21 protein-coding genes are annotated in these 19,953 nt (G+C 63.5%); 14 read left to right on the top strand and 7 right to left on the bottom strand.

Going from position 1 to position 19,953, the window contains the following annotated elements; translation table 11 throughout:
• Positions 1-129 precede the first annotated feature (129 nt).
• From CAF92_RS00185 to CAF92_RS00160, 6 genes are all read left to right on the top strand, one after another.
• Entirely contained in the window at positions 130-1,323 is a 1,194-nt protein-coding gene (locus CAF92_RS00185) for an ABC transporter substrate-binding protein (protein WP_085598333.1), read from the top strand.
• Positions 1,324-1,353: 30 nt separating this feature from the next.
• Positions 1,354-2,343 carry a YVTN family beta-propeller repeat protein gene (locus CAF92_RS00180; protein ID WP_085598331.1) on the top strand — a complete coding sequence of 330 codons (990 nt, stop codon included), beginning with the start codon at positions 1,354-1,356 and terminating at the stop codon, positions 2,341-2,343.
• On the top strand, positions 2,340-3,080 hold the full coding sequence (locus CAF92_RS00175; RefSeq protein WP_085598329.1) for an ABC transporter ATP-binding protein: 741 nt from the start codon (positions 2,340-2,342) through the stop codon (positions 3,078-3,080). The genes CAF92_RS00180 and CAF92_RS00175 overlap by 4 nt, the downstream gene beginning before the upstream one ends.
• Positions 3,077-3,868, top strand: coding sequence for an ABC transporter permease (locus CAF92_RS00170; RefSeq protein WP_085598327.1), 792 nt, complete (start codon positions 3,077-3,079; stop codon positions 3,866-3,868). The genes CAF92_RS00175 and CAF92_RS00170 overlap by 4 nt, the downstream gene beginning before the upstream one ends.
• A 304-nt stretch (positions 3,869-4,172) precedes the next feature.
• Positions 4,173-4,733 carry a PQQ-dependent catabolism-associated CXXCW motif protein gene (locus CAF92_RS00165; protein WP_085598325.1) on the top strand — a complete coding sequence of 187 codons (561 nt, stop codon included), beginning with the start codon at positions 4,173-4,175 and terminating at the stop codon, positions 4,731-4,733.
• A 57-nt stretch (positions 4,734-4,790) separates the two neighbouring features.
• The gene (locus CAF92_RS00160) at positions 4,791-5,456 is read left to right on the top strand and encodes a response regulator transcription factor (RefSeq protein WP_013972165.1); all 666 of its coding nucleotides are present in this window, start codon (positions 4,791-4,793) and stop codon (positions 5,454-5,456) included.
• A gap of 106 nt (positions 5,457-5,562) precedes the next feature.
• On the opposite strand, the gene CAF92_RS00155 is transcribed toward CAF92_RS00160, so the two are convergent.
• The 4 genes from CAF92_RS00155 to CAF92_RS00140 all read right to left on the bottom strand — a co-directional run bounded on the left by CAF92_RS00155 (position 5,563) and on the right by CAF92_RS00140 (position 11,156).
• Positions 5,563-7,461, bottom strand: coding sequence for a NahK/ErcS family hybrid sensor histidine kinase/response regulator (locus CAF92_RS00155; RefSeq protein ID WP_046613894.1), 1,899 nt, complete (start codon positions 7,459-7,461; stop codon positions 5,563-5,565).
• A complete protein-coding gene (gene nosP, locus CAF92_RS00150) occupies positions 7,430-8,593 on the bottom strand; it encodes a nitric oxide-sensing protein NosP (protein ID WP_085598323.1) in 1,164 nt (387 codons plus the stop codon). Before nosP ends, CAF92_RS00155 begins: the two co-directional genes overlap by 32 nt.
• 273 nt (positions 8,594-8,866) lie before the next feature.
• On the bottom strand, positions 8,867-10,051 hold the full coding sequence (locus tag CAF92_RS00145) for a porin (protein WP_046613896.1): 1,185 nt from the start codon (positions 10,049-10,051) through the stop codon (positions 8,867-8,869).
• Between the two features lie 217 nt (positions 10,052-10,268).
• Entirely contained in the window at positions 10,269-11,156 is an 888-nt protein-coding gene (locus CAF92_RS00140; protein WP_085598321.1) for a MerR family transcriptional regulator, read from the bottom strand.
• Between the two features lie 153 nt (positions 11,157-11,309).
• Between CAF92_RS00140 and CAF92_RS00135 the strand changes: the two genes are divergently transcribed.
• The 7 genes from CAF92_RS00135 (at position 11,310) to CAF92_RS00105 (ending at position 16,815) form a co-directional block, all read left to right on the top strand.
• Positions 11,310-11,756 carry a PAS domain S-box protein gene (locus tag CAF92_RS00135; protein WP_046613898.1) on the top strand — a complete coding sequence of 149 codons (447 nt, stop codon included), beginning with the start codon at positions 11,310-11,312 and terminating at the stop codon, positions 11,754-11,756.
• A gap of 102 nt (positions 11,757-11,858) precedes the next feature.
• Positions 11,859-12,281 carry a nuclear transport factor 2 family protein gene (locus tag CAF92_RS00130; protein WP_046613899.1) on the top strand — a complete coding sequence of 141 codons (423 nt, stop codon included), beginning with the start codon at positions 11,859-11,861 and terminating at the stop codon, positions 12,279-12,281.
• A complete protein-coding gene (locus CAF92_RS00125) occupies positions 12,278-13,030 on the top strand; it encodes an SDR family oxidoreductase (protein WP_085598319.1) in 753 nt (250 codons plus the stop codon). Before CAF92_RS00130 ends, CAF92_RS00125 begins: the two co-directional genes overlap by 4 nt.
• 6 nt (positions 13,031-13,036) lie before the next feature.
• Complete coding sequence (locus tag CAF92_RS00120; protein WP_085598317.1) at positions 13,037-14,284, top strand: NAD(P)/FAD-dependent oxidoreductase; 1,248 nt, start codon at positions 13,037-13,039, stop codon at positions 14,282-14,284.
• On the top strand, positions 14,281-15,090 hold the full coding sequence (locus CAF92_RS00115; RefSeq protein ID WP_085598315.1) for a DUF1365 domain-containing protein: 810 nt from the start codon (positions 14,281-14,283) through the stop codon (positions 15,088-15,090). Before CAF92_RS00120 ends, CAF92_RS00115 begins: the two co-directional genes overlap by 4 nt.
• A complete protein-coding gene (locus tag CAF92_RS00110) occupies positions 15,065-16,327 on the top strand; it encodes a cyclopropane-fatty-acyl-phospholipid synthase family protein (protein WP_085598313.1) in 1,263 nt (420 codons plus the stop codon). Before CAF92_RS00115 ends, CAF92_RS00110 begins: the two co-directional genes overlap by 26 nt.
• Positions 16,327-16,815, top strand: coding sequence for a DUF2878 domain-containing protein (locus CAF92_RS00105; RefSeq protein WP_085598311.1), 489 nt, complete (start codon positions 16,327-16,329; stop codon positions 16,813-16,815). The genes CAF92_RS00110 and CAF92_RS00105 overlap by 1 nt, the downstream gene beginning before the upstream one ends.
• Here the strand turns inward: CAF92_RS00105 and CAF92_RS00100 are convergent.
• The 3 genes from CAF92_RS00100 to CAF92_RS00090 are packed head-to-tail and all read right to left on the bottom strand — an operon-like array spanning position 16,753 to position 19,024.
• Positions 16,753-16,935, bottom strand: a complete 183-nt coding sequence (locus CAF92_RS00100; protein ID WP_085598309.1) for a DUF2256 domain-containing protein — start codon at positions 16,933-16,935, stop codon at positions 16,753-16,755. The two genes, CAF92_RS00105 and CAF92_RS00100, sit on opposite strands and share 63 nt — an antisense overlap.
• Positions 16,932-18,458: a cryptochrome/photolyase family protein gene (locus CAF92_RS00095; protein WP_085598307.1), complete on the bottom strand. Its 1,527-nt coding sequence runs from the start codon at positions 18,456-18,458 to the stop codon at positions 16,932-16,934. Before CAF92_RS00095 ends, CAF92_RS00100 begins: the two co-directional genes overlap by 4 nt.
• Before the next feature lie 44 nt (positions 18,459-18,502).
• Positions 18,503-19,024, bottom strand: coding sequence for a chalcone isomerase family protein (locus CAF92_RS00090; RefSeq protein WP_085598999.1), 522 nt, complete (start codon positions 19,022-19,024; stop codon positions 18,503-18,505).
• 158 nt (positions 19,025-19,182) lie between these two features.
• Between CAF92_RS00090 and CAF92_RS00085 the strand changes: the two genes are divergently transcribed.
• Positions 19,183-19,953, top strand: coding sequence for an SDR family NAD(P)-dependent oxidoreductase (locus tag CAF92_RS00085; protein WP_085598305.1), 771 nt, complete (start codon positions 19,183-19,185; stop codon positions 19,951-19,953).

Raw genomic sequence — 19,953 nt, 5'->3', positions numbered from 1 at the left:
TGCGGCCATCGTAAAACCCGCGCCCATGTGGTGAATTACTACCTTGGTACCGGGCGAGCGCTACTTTCTGCATATTTCCCGCTCCCGGCGGGCTTCCTATGCTGGCGCCATCTGCCGTGGAGTTGCCTTATGCGCCTGCCTGCCCACCTTGCCATGACCTGCCTGCTGGCCCTGGCCGCGACGCTTGCTGCAAGCCCGGCTCCCGCCGCGCAGGCCCAAGGCGGGGAACCGTTGCAGGTGCGCATCGGCTATCTCGGCTATCGCCCCGATCCCGGCCCGCTGCTGTCCAACATCATTCCCGAACCCACCGATGCCGGGCTGCAGGGCGCCGAACTGGCGATTGTCGACAGCAACAGCAGCGGGCGTTTTCTCAAACAGGAATTCCACCTGGCCAATGCCACCGTCGAAAGCCCCGAAGCCCTGCTGCAAGCTGCCAGGGCCCAGCATGACCAGGGCCTGCGGCTGTTCGTGGTAAATGCCCCCGCCGCCAGCTTGCGCGCGCTGTCTGCCGCCCTGCCCGACAGCCTGCTGTTCAACGCCGGCAGCCCGGACGATAGCCTGCGCAGCAACCAGTGCCTGGGCAATGTGCTGCACAGCCTGCCAAGCCGCGCCATGCTGGCCGATGCCCTGGCGCAATTCCTGGTGCTGCGCAAATGGCAGCGGGCGCTGTTGGTCGTGGGCCAGACCGACGACGACCGCGCCTATGCGGCGGCCCTGCGCCGCGCCATGAAGCGCTTCGGCATGCAGCTGGTCGCGGAGAAAGCCTGGACATTCGACAACGACCAGCGCCGCAGCGCCCAGGCCGACATGCCGCTGTTCACCCAAACCGCCGAGTACGACGTGGTGCTGGTGGCCGACGAGCGCGGCGACTTCGGCGAGTACCTGCCCTACCAGACCTGGTACCCGCGCCCGGTGGCCGGCACCCAGGGCCTGACCCCTACCGGCTGGCACAGGACCGTGGAAACCTTCGGCGCGGCGCAGTTGCAAAAGCGCTTCGAAGCCCAGGCCGGGCGCTGGATGAACGACCGCGACTTCGCCGCCTGGATGGCCGTGCGCAGCATCGCCAGCGCAGCAAGCAAACTGCGCCAGGCCGAGCCCCGCGCCCTGCAGCAACTGCTGCTCAGCGAGCAGTTGCCGCTGGACGGTTTCAAGGGCCGCAAGCTCAGCTACCGCCCGTGGAACGGCGAGCTGCGCCAGCCGATCCCGCTGGTGCAGCCGCGGGCCCTGGTCAGCACTTCGCCGCAGGAGGGCTTCCTGCACCCCTTCAACGAAATGGACAGCCTGGGCTACGACAAGCCCGAAGTGACCTGCGGCTACCCCTGACCCGATAACCACAACAAAAAGGATTTCGCCATGCGTCGCTCCCCGTTTCACCGGGCACTGCTTTACCCCAGCCTGCTGTCGGGCGCCCTGGCGCTTGCCGGCGGGCATGCGGTGGCCGCCACCGCCTGGGTGTCGAACGAGAAGGACAACAGCCTCAGCCTGATCGACATGCAGACCCTGCAAGTCACCGAGACCCTGCCGGTGGGCCAGCGTCCGCGCGGCCTGCTGCTGTCCCACGACAACAGGCTGCTGTACATCTGCGCCAGCGATTCGGACCGGGTGCAGGTGATGGACGTGGCCACCCGCAAGATCATCAAGGAACTGCCCTCCGGCAAGGACCCGGAGCAGTTCGCCCTGCACCCCAACGACCGCTGGTTGTACGTGTCCAACGAAGACGACGCACTGGTGACAGTGATCGACACCCAGACCGACAAGGTGCTCGGGCAGATCGACGTCGGCATCGAGCCCGAAGGCATGGCGGTGAGCCCGGATGGCAAGTGGGCGGTCAATACCAGTGAAACCACCAACATGCTGCACTGGATCGATACCAGCACCCAGACCCTGGCGGACAGTACCCCGGTGGACCAGCGGCCACGCTTCGTCGAGTTCAGCCAGGACGGCTCGCGGCTGTGGGCCTCGGCGGAAATCGGCGGCACGGTGACCATCCTCGACGTGGCCAGCCGCCAGGTGCTGAAAACCCTGAACTTCCAGATCAAGGGCGTGCACCCGGACAAAGTCCAGCCAGTGGGCATCAAGCTCAGCGCCGACGGCAAGTACGCGTTCGTCGCCCTGGGCCCGGCCAACCATGTGGCGGTAGTCGATGCCAAGACCTATGAAGTACTCGACTACCTGCTGGTGGGCCGGCGGGTCTGGCAACTGGCGTTCACCCCGGACCAGAGCCAGTTGCTGGCCACCAACGGCGTCAGCGGCGACGTTTCGGTAATCGATGCAAAAAGCCTCAAGGTGCTTAAGTCGGTGAAGGTCGGGCGCTACCCCTGGGGCGTGGTGGTGACGCCATGAATACCCTCGATGTCAGTGACGTGAGCTTTGCCTACGGCCAGCGCGAGGCGCTCAGGCAGGTCGGCTTCAGCCTGGCCCCCGGGCGCTTCGCCGCCTTGCTGGGCCCCAATGGTGCCGGCAAGTCGACCTTGATCGCCCTGCTCACCCGGCTGTACGACCTGCAGCAGGGCGACATCCGCGTGTGCGGCTGCTCGCTGCGAAACGCGGCGCGCCCGGCCTTGCGCCAGCTGGGTGTGGTGTTCCAGCAAAGCACCCTGGACCTTGACCTGAGCGTGGAGCAGAACCTGCGCTACCACGCCTCGCTGCATGGCCTGTCGCGGCGCCAGGGCAATATTCGGGTCGATGCCGAGCTGGCCCGCCAGGGCCTCGATGAACGGCGGCGTGAGCCGGTCCGGGCGCTGAACATCGGCCATCGGCGCCGGGTGGAAATTGCCCGCGCGCTGCTCCATGAACCGCGCTTGCTGTTGCTCGACGAGGCCAGTGTCGGCCTTGACCCGGCCAGCCGCCTGGCGCTCAACCAGCACCTGCGGCTGCTGTGCCGCGAGCAGCACCTCAGTGTGCTGTGGACCACCCATCTGCTGGACGAAGTGCAGCCCAGCGATGACCTGCTGATCCTGCATCAAGGGCGCCTGGTGGCCAGCGGCACGGCCGACGCCCTGAGCCTGGAGCACGGCGGTGACCTCGACCATGCCTTTGCCCGCCTGACCAGCGCCCCCACAGGAGCCAATGCCCGATGAACGCTTACTGGCAGTGCTTCAACGGCATTCTCCTGCGCGAATGCCTGCGTTTCGTCCTGCAGCGCACCCGTTTCCTCAGCGCCCTGGTGCGCCCGCTGCTGTGGCTGCTGGTGTTCGCCGCCGGCTTTCGCGCGGCCCTGGGCATTGCGATCATCGAGCCCTACGACACTTACATCCCCTACGAGGTGTACATCATTCCGGGCCTTGCCTGCATGATCCTGCTGTTCAACGGCATGCAGGGCTCGCTGTCGATGGTTTATGACCGGGAGATGGGCAGCATGCGCGTATTGCTGACCAGCCCGTTGCCGCGGCCCTTCCTGCTCGGCAGCAAGCTGCTGGCAACCTCGTTGATTTCCCTGCTGCAGGTGTACGCCTTCCTTGCCATCGCCTGGTTGTATGGCGTGCGGCCACCGGCTGCGGGCCTGTTGCTGGCGCTGCCCGCGTTGCTGCTGGTGGCGCTGATGCTCAGCGCCCTGGGGCTGTTGCTGTCGAATGCGATCCGCCAGCTGGAGAACTTTGCCGGGGTGATGAACTTCGTGATATTCCCGCTGTTCTTCCTGTCCTCGGCGCTGTACCCGTTGTGGAAAATGCGCGAGGCCAGCCAGTGGCTGTACTGGCTGTGTGCAGTGAACCCGTTCACCCATGCCGTGGAGCTGGTGCGCTTTGCCTTGTATGAGCGCTTCAACCCGCTGGCGCTGGCGGTATGCCTGGGGCTGACCGTGCTGTTCACCCTGCTGGCGATCCTTACCTTCAACCCCCAGCATGCGGCGCTGCGCAAGCCGCGCTGAGCGGCAGCGATCCATCGCTTAGCGCGAACCCTGTGGGAGCGGGCGCGCCCGCGAAACAGGCGACGCGGTGTATGGCACCGGCTTCGCCGGTGTTCGCGGGCACGCCCGCTCCCACAAGGGAAGGTGACACGCTCTCGAACATTGTTCCCTGTGCGACAGCGTAGCCCAAAGGGTTGGGCAATCTCCCACAGGTTTGCGCGCCCGGCTTTCTACTACTTTGGTACTGCCTTTGCTGTCTGATCGTCGCATTCACAATGCACCGCCACTGGCATGTAATGGGCCTATAACAAAAAGGACAACCCCCATGCCACGTGCCCTGCCCCGGCTGCCACGCCCATTGCTGGCGGCGCTTTCCCTGAGCCTGACGCTGGGCATCGCCCAGGCCGACACCACGCCGCTATTCTCCGCCGACGGCTATCGCACCACCCTCTACCGCAGCCCGACCCCACAACAGGTCGAGGGCGGCCAGGTCATCGACACTGCCACCCTGCAAGCCCTGCTGGGGCACACCCCAAGGCCGGTACTGATCGACGTCTATCGCCGCCAATGGCTGCAAGGCCGCTTCATCGAAGATGAACCCCACGCCAACATTCCCGGCAGCCGCTGGCTGGCCAACACCGGCGACGGCGAGCTGAGCCCGGCGTGGCACGATTACTTCGTGCGCAACCTGCAACAAGCCACCGCCGGGCGCCCGGAGCAACCGCTGGTCTTTTACTGCCGCTCCGATTGCTGGTTAAGCTGGAACGCGGTAAAACGCGCGAAAGCCCTGGGCTATAAGAACCTGTATTGGTACCGCGATGGCCTGGACGCCTGGCAGCAGGCCAACCTGCCGCTGCAGCCAGCGCAGCCAGAACCCTTCCCCTGAATTCATCGCCTGCAAACGCGTGCCCGCTCCATCCAATAAAAACGAGGTGAAAAGGCCATGTACAAAATTCTGATTGCCGACGATCACCCCCTGTTTCGCGAAGCCATCCACAACGTTATCAGCGATGGCTTCCAGGGCAGCGAAGTCATGGAAACCGCCGACCTGGACAGCGCCTTGGCGCTGACCCACGAGCACGACGACCTCGACCTGATCCTGCTCGACCTGAACATGCCCGGCATGCATGGCCTCAATGGCCTGATCACCCTGCGCAACGAGGCACCGACCACACCGGTGGTGATCGTCTCGGCCGAGCAGGAAAAGCAGATCGTGCTGCAGGCCATCACTTATGGTGCGGTGGGCTTCATCACCAAGTCCTCGCCACGCTCACAGATGATCGAAGCGATCGAGCAGATCCTCAACGGCAACGTCTACCTGCCGCCCGACATCATCCGAGCCCAGAAAAGCAGCACCAGCCGGCGCCTGAACGATGCCCCGAGCTTCCCGCCGGAGATGCTCCAGGCCTTGACCCGCAAGCAGTTGCTGGTACTCGAGCGCATGACCAAGGGCGAGTCGAACAAACAGATCGCCTACACCCTGGATATCGCCGAGACCACGGTCAAGGCCCACGTTTCGGCGATCCTGCGCAAACTCAACGTGCACAACCGGGTGCAGGCCATCCTCAGTGCCGGTGATATCGATTTCGGTGATTACCTGCGGCGTTGACCTGTTCCGGCCTCTTCGCGGGCTTGCCCGCTCCCACAGGATTCCCGCAGGTTTCAGTGTTGCGCAATACCTGTGGGAGCGGGCAAGCCCGCGAAGAGGCCGGCGGCTATGCCACGCTGCTGCCCAGCAAATGGCTCATCGCCGCCTTCAGCTTCATCGGCCGCACCGGCTTGTGCATCAGGGTGTGGCCCAGCTCGCGGATCTGTTGCTTGAGCTCGTTGCTGTAGTTGGCGGTGATCATCATCGCCGGTAGCGGCTGGGCGCGGCGGGCATTTATCCGCGCCACGGCGTCGACGCCATTGCAGTCGTTGTCCAGATGGTAGTCGGCGATCAGCAGGTCGGCCTCGGCATGGTAGTTGTCCACCTGGCGCGCCAGGTCCTCCTCTGACAACGCGGTGACCACCCGGCAGCCCCAACCCTCCAGCAGGGTGCGCATGCCGGCGCAAATAGCCGCGTCGTTATCCAGCACCCACACCCGCGCCCCGCGCAGGCGCTCGAGCATCGGCTCGCTGATCGCCAGGCTGGGCTGGGCCTTCGGCGCGGTGGCGCTCAGCGGCACTTCGACCGCGAATACCGAGCCTTTGCCAAGCCATGAACGCACCCGAATCCGGTGGCCGAGGATGCCGGCGATCTTTTCCACGATCGCCAGGCCCAGGCCCAAGCCGCGGTCCTGGTCCGGGCGCTGCACATCACCGCGCCTGAACTCCTGGAACATTTCTTCCAGGTGCTCCTCGGCAATACCGATTCCACTGTCCCACACTTCGATCCGCAAGCCGCCTCGCAGGCGCCGGCAGCCCAGCACCACACGGCCGCTGCGGGTGTAGCGGATGGCATTGCTGAGCAGGTTGCGCAGGATCCGCGCCAGCAGCTGGATATCACTGCGCACCACGGCGGAACAGCCCACGAAATGCAGCTCAAGCCCTTCGCTGCGTGCCACCTGGGCGTATTCGGCAGCGAGGTTGTCCATCAGTTCGCGCAGGGCGAACGGGGCGACATCGGCCTTGATCACCCCGGCATCGAGCTTGGAAATGTCCACCAGGGTACCTAGCAGGTTCTCCACATCCTCCAGCGAATTGCTGACATTACGCACCAGGTGAGCACTGTTGTGCGGCTCGCGGTGTTCGAGCAAGGCACTGGTGAACAGCCGCGCCGCGTTCAGTGGCTGCAGCAGGTCATGGCTGACGGCGGCCAGGAACTTGGTTTTCGACAGGTTGGCCTGTTCGGCCTCGCGCTTGGCCTCGCGCAGGCGCGATTCCACCCGGCTGCGCTCCTCGATTTCGCGCAGCAGCTGCTCGTTGAGGCTGGTCAGCTCGGCAGTGCGCTCGCGTACCCGTTGCTCAAGGTGCTGATACGCCTGGTGCAGCGCCTGCGCGGTATTGCGCCGCTCGGTGATGTCGCGGATCAACACGAAGATGCCCACCACTTCGCCATTGGCCAGGCGGTTCGGCACGTAGGAGCGCAGCATGTAGCGTTCCTGGCCGTTTATGTTGGTTTCGGCAAACTCGAAGGTTACGCTCTCCCCCGCCAGCGCCCGCGCCACGTAGGCCTCCAGGCGCTGGTAATGCTGTTCGCTGTGGGCATCGCGCAGGCTCTGGCCCAGCATCACGCCGCGAGGCCAGCAGTACCATTCTTCATAGACCTTGTTGGTGAATTCGTAGACCAGGTCGGCATTCAGGTAGGCGATCAGCGCCGGCACATGGTCTGTGATCAGGCGAATCTGGTGCTGGTGTGCCGTCTCGGCCCGCTGCCGGGCCTCGCTGAGCAGGTGGTTGACGGCCTTGAGCTCGGCCATGGCCTGGTTCAGCGCTTCTGTGCGTTCGCGCACCTGCTCGGCCAGCACCACCGAATGCTGGAATGCGGCATAAGGGTCGTTGCCACGCGTTACGCCAGACTCGATACGCTCGATCAGCGCGCCGTTGATACGCTGCAGCTTGTGGTTCTGGTGCTGCAGCCGGGCGACCTCGGCCTGCAGTTCAGCGACCGACAGGAGGCCGGTTGCGGGCAATGGCGACCCCGGTGAAGGTCTGGTTGATGTGCATGCCATTGAACTGTTCTCCGTAGGTGTTGAAGCCGATCACCCGCTGCTCGCGCAGGAACGCGCCAATCGGTTCCAGGCCGTGCCGGGCTTCCAGCTCCAGCCGCCGCAGGAAGCAATCGCAACCGATGGTCAGCAGCAGCTGGCCGAGGCGCTGCTGCAAGCCGTCGAACAACTGGTGCAGGTTCGGCAACAGCGGGCCTGGGGTCATCGCGGTGAGCACGATGCCGTTTTCCACGGCGCAGTAGAAACTCAGGCTCAGGTCCGGGTGCACTTGCTGGATTGCCCGCACGTAATACTGGTCATGGATACGCACGGCCAGCGGATGGGCGGCGAACACTTGATGATCGAGCTCGGCCACCGGCACGCCGATGTGCCGGGCGTATTCCTCGGCAGCAGGCTCGGCATTCAGTTCGTATACCCGGCGCTGGGCACTGTCGGCGCCGGTAACCACCAGCTTTTCCTGGCGCGGCAGGATGTGGTGGGTGGTGAACACTTCGAAGTCGAGCCAGGTATTGACCAGCACCACCACCGCCGCGCCGTGATGGAACGCGCCGCCGAAATACACGTGGGTGCGGGTCAGGTAGTTGTCGTCGCCAGCCGAACCGCCGAAATGCGGGATATCGCCCAGGGCCGCACTGAGGGCGGCGAGCACCATCTCCTCGCGGCTGGACAAGCCGTCGAGCAAGGTCAGGGCGAAGCTGTGGCCCTTGATCGGCGCCAGGGTATTGCTGCGGCAGGTGCCGACCAGGCGCTCGACCATCTGCTGGGCGTCGATCAGGCTGAAGTGCTCCATTTCATCGATCAGCTCGGTGGCGATGGAAAAGTGCCGATGATCGAACCCGACTGCCGTTATGCAATTGCGGCCGTAGCCCAGCGGGGTGATTTCGCCGGCGCTGGTGCAACCGACCAGGCGGATGCCGCCAAAACCCTGCTCCAGGGCTTCGCCCAAGGCTTGCAGGTCGTATTCGGCGGAGCAGAAGAACAGCACGAAACCCAGGTGTGGGTGCAGCAACTGCGCCGCCAGCTCCTCGGCTGCCTGCCGGGCGTCGGTTGCCTGGGACATGGCGCTGACCACACCGTCGTTGTGAGCCTGCTGCATCGTGGTCTCCGGCGCGGGGTGGCTGAGTGATGAGTGTACGAAGGCGATCATCGAGGACGAATGCTACTTGGGTAGCGGGTGGGCGGTTCCATGGTTGTAATAGCTTTTCCTGAAGATTGCCGGGGCCGCTGCGCGGCCCTTTCGCGACGCAAGGCCGCTCCCACATCGACCGCGCAAGCAATTCACGAACCCTGCGCGGACATTGTGGGAGCGGCCTTGCGTCGCGAAAGGGCTGCACAGCAGCCCCGGCAATCTTGAGTCGAGGCCGAGGGCCTACCAGGTCAACACCGCCCCCACCGCAAAGGTATCGGTGTCTTCGTTCTGGTCACTGGTTTCATGCCCATCGATGGAGAACTGGTTGTACTCGGCAACCAGCTTGAGGTTGTCGTTGACGTCATGGAACAGCGCCACGCCACGAGTCTCGTAATCCGCACCGCTGCCCACCGCGCCGTTGCCATCGTCCTTGGTCTTGCCATAGGACAGCGCCACCCGGTTCTTGCCGACCTTGTAGGAGCCCTGCAGCAAGTAGCCATCGCTGTCGACATTGCGCAAGGTCGGTTCGCCAGCATTGTTGGTGAAAAACGGGTTGATACCCTTGGCCTGGAACCCCGAGCCGGTCAGCGACAGCCCTCCCATCTTCGCCTGCACACCGTAGCCGACCCCTTTGGAGGTGACCGACTGCACCGCCGGGTCGGTGTTGTCGGAGGTCTGGTAGCTGCCGTTGACCCAACTGTAGATCTGCGCCCCACCCAGGTCGAACTGGTAGGTGATCTCGCTCTCGGTACGCGGGTTTTCCTGGTAGGCCTTGCCGGTCGGGCTGCTGTCGTTGGTGTCCACCGGGTCCATGATGCCCACCGCCACCCGCAGGCCGTCCATCACTGGCGTGCGGTAGGTGATCTGCGATGTGGGGAACGGGTACGGGTAGCCGCTACCGATGTTGCCGAACGATACTCCGCCGCCGTCCACCAGCCCCAGGGTGTCGCTGACCTGGCCATAACCGGCCAGCAGTTCGTCGAGCAGGATATTGGAACGAGCGAACAATCCGAAGTCCTTGCCGATCAGCACCTCGCCCCACTCGGGGTTGGCCACGGTACCGTAGAACTGGCGCACATCGATGGCGGTGTCGGTACCGTTGGTTTCGCTGTCGTTGATGGTCACCCAGAACGAGGCACGCGCGCCGAGCTTCAGGTCATCCACCTGCTTGCCCATGTTGAAGCCAAGGTAGTTGGGCAGAAAGCCCATCTTCACCCGAGACTGGCGGCGATCGAACTGCTCGCCCTGCCGGTCGACATCGCTGTTGACATAGAAGGCGTTGATATAGCCGTCGGTGGAAAACGTCGTCTGGTCCTTGTCGTACAGCATGATCTCGGCCTTGGCTAAGCTGCTCAGGCAAAGGGTCGACAGGCTGACGGTAACAGCCGCCAGCAAGCGTGGGGACAGTTTCTTATTGTTGTACATGGCGCGCTCCGAAACGGGGACGGGATGTCGGAGGCGATTATCAGAAGCAGGCAAACAGCCAGAAACGCTGCCTTGGAATGGGCTGCCAGGTGCTTTGGGCCAGTGCATGGGGCGTGATGATTCCGGCCCAGGACCGGGTTACACCCAGAGGCAAGACTTCTGGCGTAACCCACAGGAGCAGGCGAGGATCAATACGGCAGACTGGAGCGGGCCCCGGTCAAAGGTCCAGGGCACCACTGAGCAACGCGCCTAGCGTGCTTGAGGCATCAGCCCGTTGCTCGTCCAGCAGACACAACGGCAGGCCTTGCCAGGCGGGTGGCGAATCGGCCAGCCCCTCGCCAATCAAGGCCAGCGGACAAGCGATCTGCATTTGCAGCGAACGCAGGCGCCTGGCCAAGGCAGGGTCCACCGGCACCTGAACCTTGATCACCAGTGCCGCAGGCTGCATCGCCGCACATAGCATGGGGATTTCTTCCAGCGGCTGCCCGCACCCGAGTACTTCGATGCGTTGCTGCTCGCCGCTCAACAACAGCCCGGTACACAATACCTGCAGTTCGGCTTGCCCCTCGGTACCTGCCAGCAGCACGCGCGGCGCATCGGCCTGGTTCATCTGCAGACGCAGCAGCAGGCGGGCGCGCAGGAACATGTCCAGAAACAGCCATTGGCTACGCTGGCCCGGCGCAATGCCTGAAGCCAGGCCATGCCAGACCGGCATAAGCACTTCGCGCAGCACGCTGGCCTTGGGCAGGATGGTGAACAACTGCCCGTGGATGGCTTCCAGCGCTTGTGTATCGAATGCCTTGGTGGCGCGCTCCACGGCGACGCGCCAGTCGTCGAAGCCCGAGTGCTGCTGCACCGGCGCATCTGGCTGACTTGCGAGGATGTCGCCTACCTTGCTGATGGGCACGCCATTGCCGGTCCAGTGCAAGATGTCGCGTATGCGCTGGACATCCCGGGCCGTGTACAGGCGATGGCCACCCTCGGTGCGCTGCGGGCTTATCAACCCATGGCGCCGCTCCCAGGCCCGCAAGGTCACCGGATTGATGCCGGTCAGGCTGACCACATCGCGCATGGGTAACAAATCGGCTGGGGTGGCGTCAGTCATGATGAGGGTTTATCTGGGGGGTGGCACATTCTAAACCCATATGCACCTTCTGCGGCGAGCCTCGTTGGTTCATCATGCAACAAACGGCGCCGAGGCCTTCTGCACGCAGGCCAGGCTGCGCACTTCGCATACAAATGCCTGTAGGTGGGCCCCATGATCAACGCGAAACTCCTGCAACTGATGGTCGAGCATTCCAACGATGGCATCGTCGTCGCAGAGCAAGAAGGCGACGACAGCATCCTTATCTACGTCAACCCCGCCTTCGAGCGCCTGACCGGCTATCGCGCCGAGGAAATCCTGTATCAGGACTGCCGTTTTCTGCAGGGCGAAGATCATGACCAGGCGGGCCTCGACAGCATCCGCGAGGCAATCCGTGGAGGCCTCCCGTGCTGCCAGGTGCTGCGCAATTACCGCAAGGACGGGAGCCTGTTCTGGAACGAGTTGTCCATCACGCCCGTGCACAACGAAGCGGACCAGTTGACGTACTACATCGGCATCCAGCGCGACGTTACAGCGCAGGTTTTCGCCGAGGAAAAGCTGCGCGAGCTGGAGGCCGAGGTAGCTGAATTGCGCCGGCAACTGGGCCAGGCGGAGCGCTGACCAAAACCTATACAAGGTCGTTGACTTGTATAGATTTACGCTTAGACTTCAGCTATACCTGTACAGCAAGCCATTTCTGTACAGGATTTCCTGGAGCCCAGCATGTCAGCGTATCTGCAGCAATTCGCCGAGCATTTCACCCGCCTCGACGGGGGCAACCTCGGCACCCTTGAAAAGCTGTACAGCGACGATGTCACCTTTCGCGATCCGTTGCATCAGATCCAGGGGCTGCCGGCTCTGCGGGCCTATTTCGCGCAGTTGTACGCCAACGCTCACGATATCCGCTATGCCTTTTCCAGCATCGACGAAGTGACGCCCGGGCAAGGTTACCTGCGCTGGACCCTGCAGTTCCGCCATCCACGCCTGGCCGGTGGTGAGCAGATCACCTTGCAGGGATGCAGTTACCTGCAATGGCATGAACGGGTCCATTTCCACCAGGACTATTTCGACGCAGCAGCCCTGCTCTACGAACACGTTCCGGTCATGGGCAGTGCGATTCGATGGCTCAAAGGCAGGGTCGCATGAGCCGTTGCTGGCTGACTGGCGCAAGCAGCGGTATCGGTGCCGCACTTGCACGATGCCTGCTGGAGCAAGGCCACCAGGTTGCCTTGGGCGGACGCAATGCGGATCGTCTCGCGCCGTTGGCTGAACACTTTCCCGGGCAGGTGCTGCTGGCCATTGGCGACCTCGACGACCCTGTACAGGTATCCGGGATCGCATCCCGTATCGAGCAGGCCTGGGGAGCGCTGGACCGGGTGATCCTCAATGCCGGCACCTGCGAGTACCTGGAGCCGGGCCATTTCGACCCAGCCCTTGTCGAGCGCGTGGTGCGTACCAATTTCCTTGCCGTCAGCTACTGCCTGGCAGCGGCCCTGCCCTTGCTTCGCGCCGGTCAGCACCCTCACCTGGTAGTGATGGGCAGTTCGGTAACCTGGCTGGCCCTGCCCCGCGCCGGTGCCTATGGCGCGTCCAAGGTAGCCGTGCGCTATCTGGTGGAATCGCAGCGCATCGACCTGGCTCGCGAAGGCATCGCCGTCACCCTCGTCAGCCCTGGCTTTGTAGATACGCCATTGACCCGTCGCAACGATTTCCCCATGCCCCAGCTATGGTCGGCACAGCGCGCAGCCAGCCATATCGCCAGACGCCTTCCCGAGCGCCCGCTGGAAATCAACTTCCCCCTGCTTTTCACCCTGGTATTGCGACTGCTCGGCGCACTGCCCGCACGCCTGCGCCTGGCGCTAGGGCAACACCTTGCCCGTCATGAACAGGAATGATGATCCATGCGTATAGCAATCATCGGCAGCGGCATCGCAGGGCTATCCTGCGCTCATCTGCTGTCACGCAGGCATGAGGTTACGGTTTTCGAAGCCGAGCAATGGATCGGGGGCCACACGCATACCCTCGATGTGATCTGGCAGGGTGAACGCCATGCAATAGATACCGGCTTCATCGTATTCAATGACTGGACCTATCCGCACTTCATCCGCTTGCTCGATCACCTGAAAGTCGCCTCGCAGCCGACCGAAATGAGTTTCTCCGTGCATGATCCGGCCACCGGCCTGGAATACAACGGGCACGACCTGAACACCCTGTTTGCCCAACGCCGCAACCTGGTGTCCCCGGGGTTCTGGGGGATGCTAAGGGACATTCTGCGTTTCAACCGTCAGGCGCTCGCCGACCTGGATAACCAGCGTATCGATGCCAACGCTACCCTGGGCGCCTACCTCCAAATGCAGCGGTATGGGCAGCGCTTCATCGATCATTACATCGTACCGATGGGCTCGGCGATATGGTCGATGTCCCGCGCGGACATGCTCGGCTTCCCGCTTGCGTTCTTTGTGCGGTTCTGTCGCAACCACGGCTTGTTGTCGGTCAACCAACGCCCACAGTGGCGCGTGATCGAAGGGGGCTCGCGCAGCTATGTCGGTCCGCTGTGCCGACCGTTTGCCGGGCGCATCCGCCTCGGCTGCAAGGTTTACCGGGTCAGCCGCGACGAAGGTGGCGTCACCCTGATGAGCGCTGCCGGTACCGAACGTTACGACAATGTGGTGTTTGCCTGCCACAGCGACCAGGCCCTGGCGCTGCTGGAAGTGCCGAGCGTGCAGGAGCGGGAAGTGCTCGGCGCCATCGGCTATGCCAGCAACGATGTGGTGCTGCACACCGATACCCGTCTGCTACCCCGCCGCAAACGCGCCTGGGCCAGCTGGAACTACCGGCTCGGCGGGCCACAGCAGGCGCCTGCCGCGCTGACTTACAACATGAACATTCTGCAAGGCATCCAGGCACCGAGGACGTTCTGCGTGAGCCTCAACCAGACCGCGCTGGTGGATCCGGCGCAGATCATTGCCCGCTTCCAGTACGACCATCCGCAGTACAGCCTTGCGGCGTGCGCCGCGCAGGCGCGCCAGGAACAGCTGCAGGGCTATCGCCACAGTTACTTCTGCGGCGCCTACTGGGGCAACGGTTTTCACGAGGATGGCGTGGTCAGTGCCTTGAAGGTGGCCGCGCTTTTCGGAGAGCACCTGTGAACAGCAGCCTCTGCGTGGGTTGGGTCAGCCACCGGCGCCTGGCGCCGCGCCCCCACGCCTTCCGCTACAGGATCGGCATGTTCTACCTGGACCTGGACGAGCAAGCCTGGCTGACAGGGCTGTCACGTTGGCTGTGGCGCTGGCGTCTGGCGCCGCTCAGCTGGCACCCGGCAGATTACCTGCCAGCTCGGACCCGCCGCGGCGAGACGCTGGCCCAGGCTGCACGTTCGCTGGTGCACAACGCGACGGGAGAGATGCCTGAGGGGCCGGTGCACCTGCTCACGCAATTGCGTTGCTGGGGGCTGTCGTTCAACCCGGTCAGTTTCTATTTCTGCCATGACCGCGACGGACGACTGACGGCAATCCTGCTGGAGGTGCGAAACACGCCATGGCGCGAACGCTTCCATTACGTGCTGCCGGTCAGGGAAAACCTTGCCAAGCCCTTCACTGTCACCAAGGCCTTTCATGTGTCGCCTTTCATGCCACTGCACATGGACTATCGCTTGCACTTTGCCCTGGACCCAGAGCGTGTGCGCATCCACATGGAGAACTGGCAAGCCGATCGCAAGGTCTTCGAGGCCGACCTGGCCCTGCAGCGCCAGCCGCTGGATAAAGCCGCCGTGCACCGATACGTACTGGCCTTCCCCTGGATGAGCCTGCGCACCGTCGCGGCCATCTACTGGCAGGCACTGCGCCTGTTGTTCAAACGCACGCCCATCCATGACCACACGCCCAGCCAGAGTGACCTGGCGCTCGGCCAATCCTGCGAGGACCCTGATGATGTCGAACCCCACCCTGAGCGTTAGCAAGTTCGCCGGCCTCGGGCCGTTGTTCGGTGGCCTGGCACGAAACGCCGTGCTCGCCCGCCTGGGCAGTCTATGCCATGGCCATTTGCGCCTGCTCAGCCACGGGCAGCAATGGAGCTTCGGTGACGCCGACAGCCCGCTGCAGGCCGAGGTGGAAATCCTTGATGACATCACCTGGAGCCTGATAGCCGGCAATGGCTCGATCGGTGCTGGCGAAGCCTACATCCACGGCTATTGGCGAAGTCCCGACCTGGCGCTGGTGACTCGCCTGTTTGTCGCAAACCTTGAGGTACTTGACACCCTCGAGGGTGGCCTGGCCCGCTTCGGCCGCCCTGCCCTGCGGTTGCAGCACAAACTCAACCGCAACAGCCGGCGCGGTGCCCGCCGCAATATCCTGGCGCACTACGATCTGGGCAATGCCCTGTTCGAGCGGCTGCTGGACCCCACCATGATGTATTCGGCAGCCCAGTTCGAACACCCTGAACAAACGCTGGAACAAGCTCAGTTGCACAAGCTGGAGCGCATCTGCCAGAAGCTGGAACTGTGCCCTGACGACCACCTGCTGGAAATCGGCTGCGGGTGGGGCAGCCTGGCGATCCACGCCGCCACCCGATATGGCTGCAGGGTGACCACGACGACGATCTCCGAGGCGCAATACAGCCATACCCTGCAGCGCGTTCAGAGGCTGGGGCTGGAGCAGCGCGTGAAAGTGCTTCGCGAAGACTACCGCGACCTTCAAGGCACCTTCGACAAACTGGTCTCCATCGAAATGATCGAAGCCGTGGGCCATCGTTACCTGCCGGTGTATTTCCGCCAGTGTGCCTCGCTACTCAAGCCCGACGGGCTGATGCTGTTGCAGGCGATCACCATCCGCGATCAGCGCTATGCACAGGCGCGGCGGTCGGTCGATTTCATCCAGCGCTACATCTTCCCCGGTGGCGCACTGCCTTCGTTGAGCGTGTTGCTGGATACTGCCAGCCGGCACACCGCACTCAACCTCTTGCACATGGAAGACTTCGGTCAGGACTATGCCCGCACCCTGCGGCACTGGCGAGAAAACCTGCGCCAGGCACGCGCTGCGTTGACGGACCTGGGCTATGACGACATGTTTCAGCGCCTGTGGGAATTCTACCTGTGTTACTGCCAAGGCGGTTTCGAGGAGCGCGCCATCGGTGTCGCGCATCTGCTCTGGGCAGCGCCCCAGGCACGGCGCGCGCCCTTGCCTGGCAGTGCCTGATGAGCCGTCGCTGGCTGCTCGCCAATGCCTTGTGGCTACAGGCTGGCTGGTGGCTGTGCGTATTGGGGGCCGAAAAACCCTTCCTGTCATTGCTGGTGATTCCTGGCCTGGCCGCGCACTTGAGCCTGTGCCCGGACATCCACGCAGAGGTCAAGGCGCTGTTGCGCGTAACGCCGGTGGGATGTGTGCTGGACAGCGTGCTGGGCGCGCTGGGCGTGTTCGGTTTCGACACCTGGCCACTGCCGCTGTGGCTTGCGCTGCTGTGGCTGGTGCTGGCCAGCGGCATGCGCCACAGCCTGGCATGGGCCGACAGGCACTGGCGGCTCGGTGCGCTGGTGGGTGCAGTTGGCGGCCCTCTGGCCTATCTGAGCGGGGCGAGGTTGGCAAATGTCGACTTGCCCATGGGCACGCTGGAAACCGGCCTGTTACTGGTGCCGATATGGGCCGCTACCCTGCCCCTGCTCGCGCGCCTCGCGGTGCGGTGCTGACTTGCGGCATCGTTCGGAGCAGTAGCGCACCTGCTCCCAGCAACGCGCCCAGCGCTTGCGCCAGTTGAACGGCCGCCCACACACCACGCAGATCTTGCTGGGCAAAAGACCCTTTTTCATATCGGCTGCGCCGCATCGAGTTGTGCCAGCAGTGACTGGCCACGCTGCCACACGGCATCGCGGCGGTCAGCCGCCATGCCATCCAGGCTTCGATAGACCAGCGCCAGACGCGGGTTAGCCGAAAGTTCGGAGCGATGGCGAATCAGAAAATGCCAATACAAGGCATTGAACGGGCAGCCATCCTCCTCGGTCACGTGGTCAACCCTGTAACTGCACGCCTTGCAATGGTCGGACATGCGCTGGATATAACGACCACTGGCGCAGTAAGGCTTGGACCCCAGGTAGCCGCCGTCGGCGTACATCACCATACCAAGCGTGTTGGGCAGCTCGACCCAGTCGAAGGCATCCATGTAGACCGCCAGGTACCACTCACAAATCGCGGCTGGGGCGATACCGGCCAGCAAGGCGAAGTTGCCGGTGACCATGAGCCGCTGGATATGGTGAGCGTAGCCCAGGCGAAGGGTCTGGCCGATGGCCTGCTGCATGCAGCGCATGCGGGTTCGCCCGGTCCAGTAGAATTCCGGCAACGCTCGCTCGTTGCCCAGGTAGTTGAGCGCCGCATACTCCGGCATGCGCAGCCAGTAGATGCCGCGCACATATTCGCGCCAGCCGATCAACTGGCGAATGAAGCCCTCTGCTGCATTGAGCGGTACTCGCCCCTCGCGCCAGGCCTTGTCGACCTCGTCGCACAGGCGACGTACGTCCAGAAGCCCGATGTTCAGCGCCGCACTGATGCGCGCATGGAACAGGTACGGCTCGCCCTCGGCCATTGCGTCCTGGTAGTCACCGAACGCCGCCAGGCCGAACTCCAGAAAGTGTTGCCAGAGCTGCAGCGCCTCGGCATGGGTCACGGGGTAGTCGAAACCGTCGATGGCTCCGTAGTGGTCGCTGAAGCGTTGGCGTACCAGGGCTATTACCGCGGCCGTGATCTGGTCCTGCTCGAAATGCGCGGCGAAGGGGCCACGCAGCTGTCGGGGCAAGGCCTTGCGATTGTCGCCATCGAGATTCCAGGTTCCACCTGCCGGGCTACCATCAGGCTCCAGCAGCAGGCCGGTACGCTTGCGCATGCCACGGTAGAAGTGCTCCATGCGCAGTTGGCCGCGCTCCCGCGCCCAGCGCGCGAAGGCTTCGCGAGAACAGAAAAATCGCGTGTCGCGATGCCACACAAGCGGCAGTGCGGCATCGCGCAACGCCTGCTCCAGGCGCCACTCACCGCATTCGGTCAGGTGAATGTGCGTGGCTCCCAGGGCTTGCTGCCAGCGCCGCAACTCGCCAACGATGCTACCGCTGTTGCCGTCATCGTCGAGTTGCACATAATGCACTTGCCAACCGCGCTCACGCAGCGCCTGGGCGAAGTGCCGCATGGCGCTGAAGATCAGGACGATCTTCAATGGATGATGCGGCACATACCTGGCTTCCCCTTCCACTTCTGCCATCAGCACAGCATCGCGGGCAGGATCGAGGGCTTTCAGGCTTGCCAGGTCGAACGAAAGCTGGTCACCCAGTACCAGGCCCAGGCGCATCGTTCAGGTTACCCCAGGCTGGTAAAGGTTACCGCTATACAGATTCATGGCACACCCTCCAGCAGACGCTGACGCAGTTGTTGATCCCTGGCCCGTGGATCGAGCCAGATGGCGAAGAACGCCCGGGCAAAGTCCGCGTCGGCGATCACCCGGCTGAGTTTGCCATCGACGTAGAAACGGCAGCCCTGCCCCGGCATGTACAAGCCGGTGATGCGCATCCCAGGGCGTACATCCACGAACGCCTGCTGCATGGCCTGGGACCACGCCGCGCGTCGCTGCGGCGTCAGGCCAACAGGATCCAGGCGGTACATTTCCTCGAGGCTGGCCTTCACCAGCATGTCTCTGGACAGCCTTCGGTGATAGGCGAGTTCAAGGGCAAAAGGCCGGTTCCAGTCCTGAACCGGCCCTGCTGCCCATAGCTGTGCGGTGTAAAGACGCAGGCCAAACCAGGTGAACTCACCGGAGCCCAGCCGTTGCGCCGCCGGGAGCTCCGCTCGCCAGTCCGCCGCCTCGGACAGGCCTGTCAGTAGCAGGCAAAGCCAGGTCCAACGAGCAGTGCGCCCCATGGTGACCTCGAGCACTCCAAAATACCTGTACAATATTGGCAATTATGTACAGCTTTTACCCATATTGTACAATTTTACGTGCCGACCCCGTAGCGACATGTCGGCGCAAGTGGTGAACAGGCGGACATACGGTGGTGCCAGGAAAAGGAGGCAGTTCAGTGAGCCTTGTCAATGACCTTCACTCTCCCGCCAACGTACTGGTCTGCGGAGCCAGCCAGGGGATTGGCCTTGCACTGTGCACGCAGTTGCTGGTGCGCGCCGACATCGGGCGGGTGTTTGCCGTCTCGCGACATGCCACCAGCAGCCCCGCGCTGGAAGCCTTGTTCGCCGAGCACCCGCGACAGTTGGTTCGCATCGATTGCGACGCCTGTTCCGAAGCGGAACTACAAACACTGGCGGCGCGGGTGAGCGCCTGCTGCGACCAGCTGAACCTTGTACTGTGCACGCTTGGCGTGCTGCAAGAGGCACCCGCACGGGCCGAAAAAGCGCTGACACAGGTGGACATGGCTGGGCTGCTGGCCAGCTTCACGACCAACTGTTTCGCCCCTGTCCTGCTGCTCAGGCACTTGCTGCCCTTGTTGCGACAGCAACCGATGACCTATGTGGCACTGTCGGCGCGGGTCGGGTCGATCAGCGACAACCATCTTGGCGGGTGGTACAGCTATCGCGCCAGCAAGGCCGCGCTCAACCAGCTTCTGCACACTGCGAGCATCGAACTCAAGCGACTGAACCCTGCTTCCACGGTACTATTGCTGCATCCCGGGACCACCGACACCCGCCTTTCCCAGCCCTTTCAGGGCAATGTACCGCCGGGAAAACTGTTCTCACCGGCATTTGCAGCGACATGCATCCTGGCGCTGGTGAGCCGACACGGTCCCGACCAGAGCGGTACATTCTGGGCGTGGGACGGCACACCGATTGCCTGGTGA

The organism is Pseudomonas sp. B10(2017) (assembly GCF_002113295.1).
GTDB classification, from domain to species: domain Bacteria; phylum Pseudomonadota; class Gammaproteobacteria; order Pseudomonadales; family Pseudomonadaceae; genus Aquipseudomonas; species Aquipseudomonas pudica.
This window is presented reverse-complemented; position numbering and strand designations above follow the sequence as displayed.

Bases quoted from the DNA above. Each gene is read 5' to 3' on its own strand.
- CAF92_RS00130 (WP_046613899.1), top strand. From the start codon at position 11,859: ATGTCAGCGTATCTGCAGCAATTCGCCGAGCATTTCACCCGCCTCGAC.
- CAF92_RS00110 (WP_085598313.1), top strand. From the start codon at position 15,065: ATGTCGAACCCCACCCTGAGCGTTAGCAAGTTCGCCGGCCTCGGGCCG.
- CAF92_RS00090 (WP_085598999.1), bottom strand. From the start codon at position 19,024: ATGGGGCGCACTGCTCGTTGGACCTGGCTTTGCCTGCTACTGACAGGC.
- CAF92_RS00105 (WP_085598311.1), top strand. From the start codon at position 16,327: ATGAGCCGTCGCTGGCTGCTCGCCAATGCCTTGTGGCTACAGGCTGGC.
- nosP (WP_085598323.1), bottom strand. From the start codon at position 8,593: ATGCAGCAGGCTCACAACGACGGTGTGGTCAGCGCCATGTCCCAGGCA.
- CAF92_RS00135 (WP_046613898.1), top strand. From the start codon at position 11,310: ATGATCAACGCGAAACTCCTGCAACTGATGGTCGAGCATTCCAACGAT.
- CAF92_RS00170 (WP_085598327.1), top strand. From the start codon at position 3,077: ATGAACGCTTACTGGCAGTGCTTCAACGGCATTCTCCTGCGCGAATGC.
- CAF92_RS00160 (WP_013972165.1), top strand. From the start codon at position 4,791: ATGTACAAAATTCTGATTGCCGACGATCACCCCCTGTTTCGCGAAGCC.
- CAF92_RS00140 (WP_085598321.1), bottom strand. From the start codon at position 11,156: ATGACTGACGCCACCCCAGCCGATTTGTTACCCATGCGCGATGTGGTC.
- CAF92_RS00100 (WP_085598309.1), bottom strand. From the start codon at position 16,935: ATGAAAAAGGGTCTTTTGCCCAGCAAGATCTGCGTGGTGTGTGGGCGG.
- CAF92_RS00180 (WP_085598331.1), top strand. From the start codon at position 1,354: ATGCGTCGCTCCCCGTTTCACCGGGCACTGCTTTACCCCAGCCTGCTG.
- CAF92_RS00175 (WP_085598329.1), top strand. From the start codon at position 2,340: ATGAATACCCTCGATGTCAGTGACGTGAGCTTTGCCTACGGCCAGCGC.
- CAF92_RS00145 (WP_046613896.1), bottom strand. From the start codon at position 10,051: ATGTACAACAATAAGAAACTGTCCCCACGCTTGCTGGCGGCTGTTACC.
- CAF92_RS00120 (WP_085598317.1), top strand. From the start codon at position 13,037: ATGCGTATAGCAATCATCGGCAGCGGCATCGCAGGGCTATCCTGCGCT.
- CAF92_RS00125 (WP_085598319.1), top strand. From the start codon at position 12,278: ATGAGCCGTTGCTGGCTGACTGGCGCAAGCAGCGGTATCGGTGCCGCA.
- CAF92_RS00165 (WP_085598325.1), top strand. From the start codon at position 4,173: ATGCCACGTGCCCTGCCCCGGCTGCCACGCCCATTGCTGGCGGCGCTT.
- CAF92_RS00095 (WP_085598307.1), bottom strand. From the start codon at position 18,458: ATGCGCCTGGGCCTGGTACTGGGTGACCAGCTTTCGTTCGACCTGGCA.
- CAF92_RS00185 (WP_085598333.1), top strand. From the start codon at position 130: ATGCGCCTGCCTGCCCACCTTGCCATGACCTGCCTGCTGGCCCTGGCC.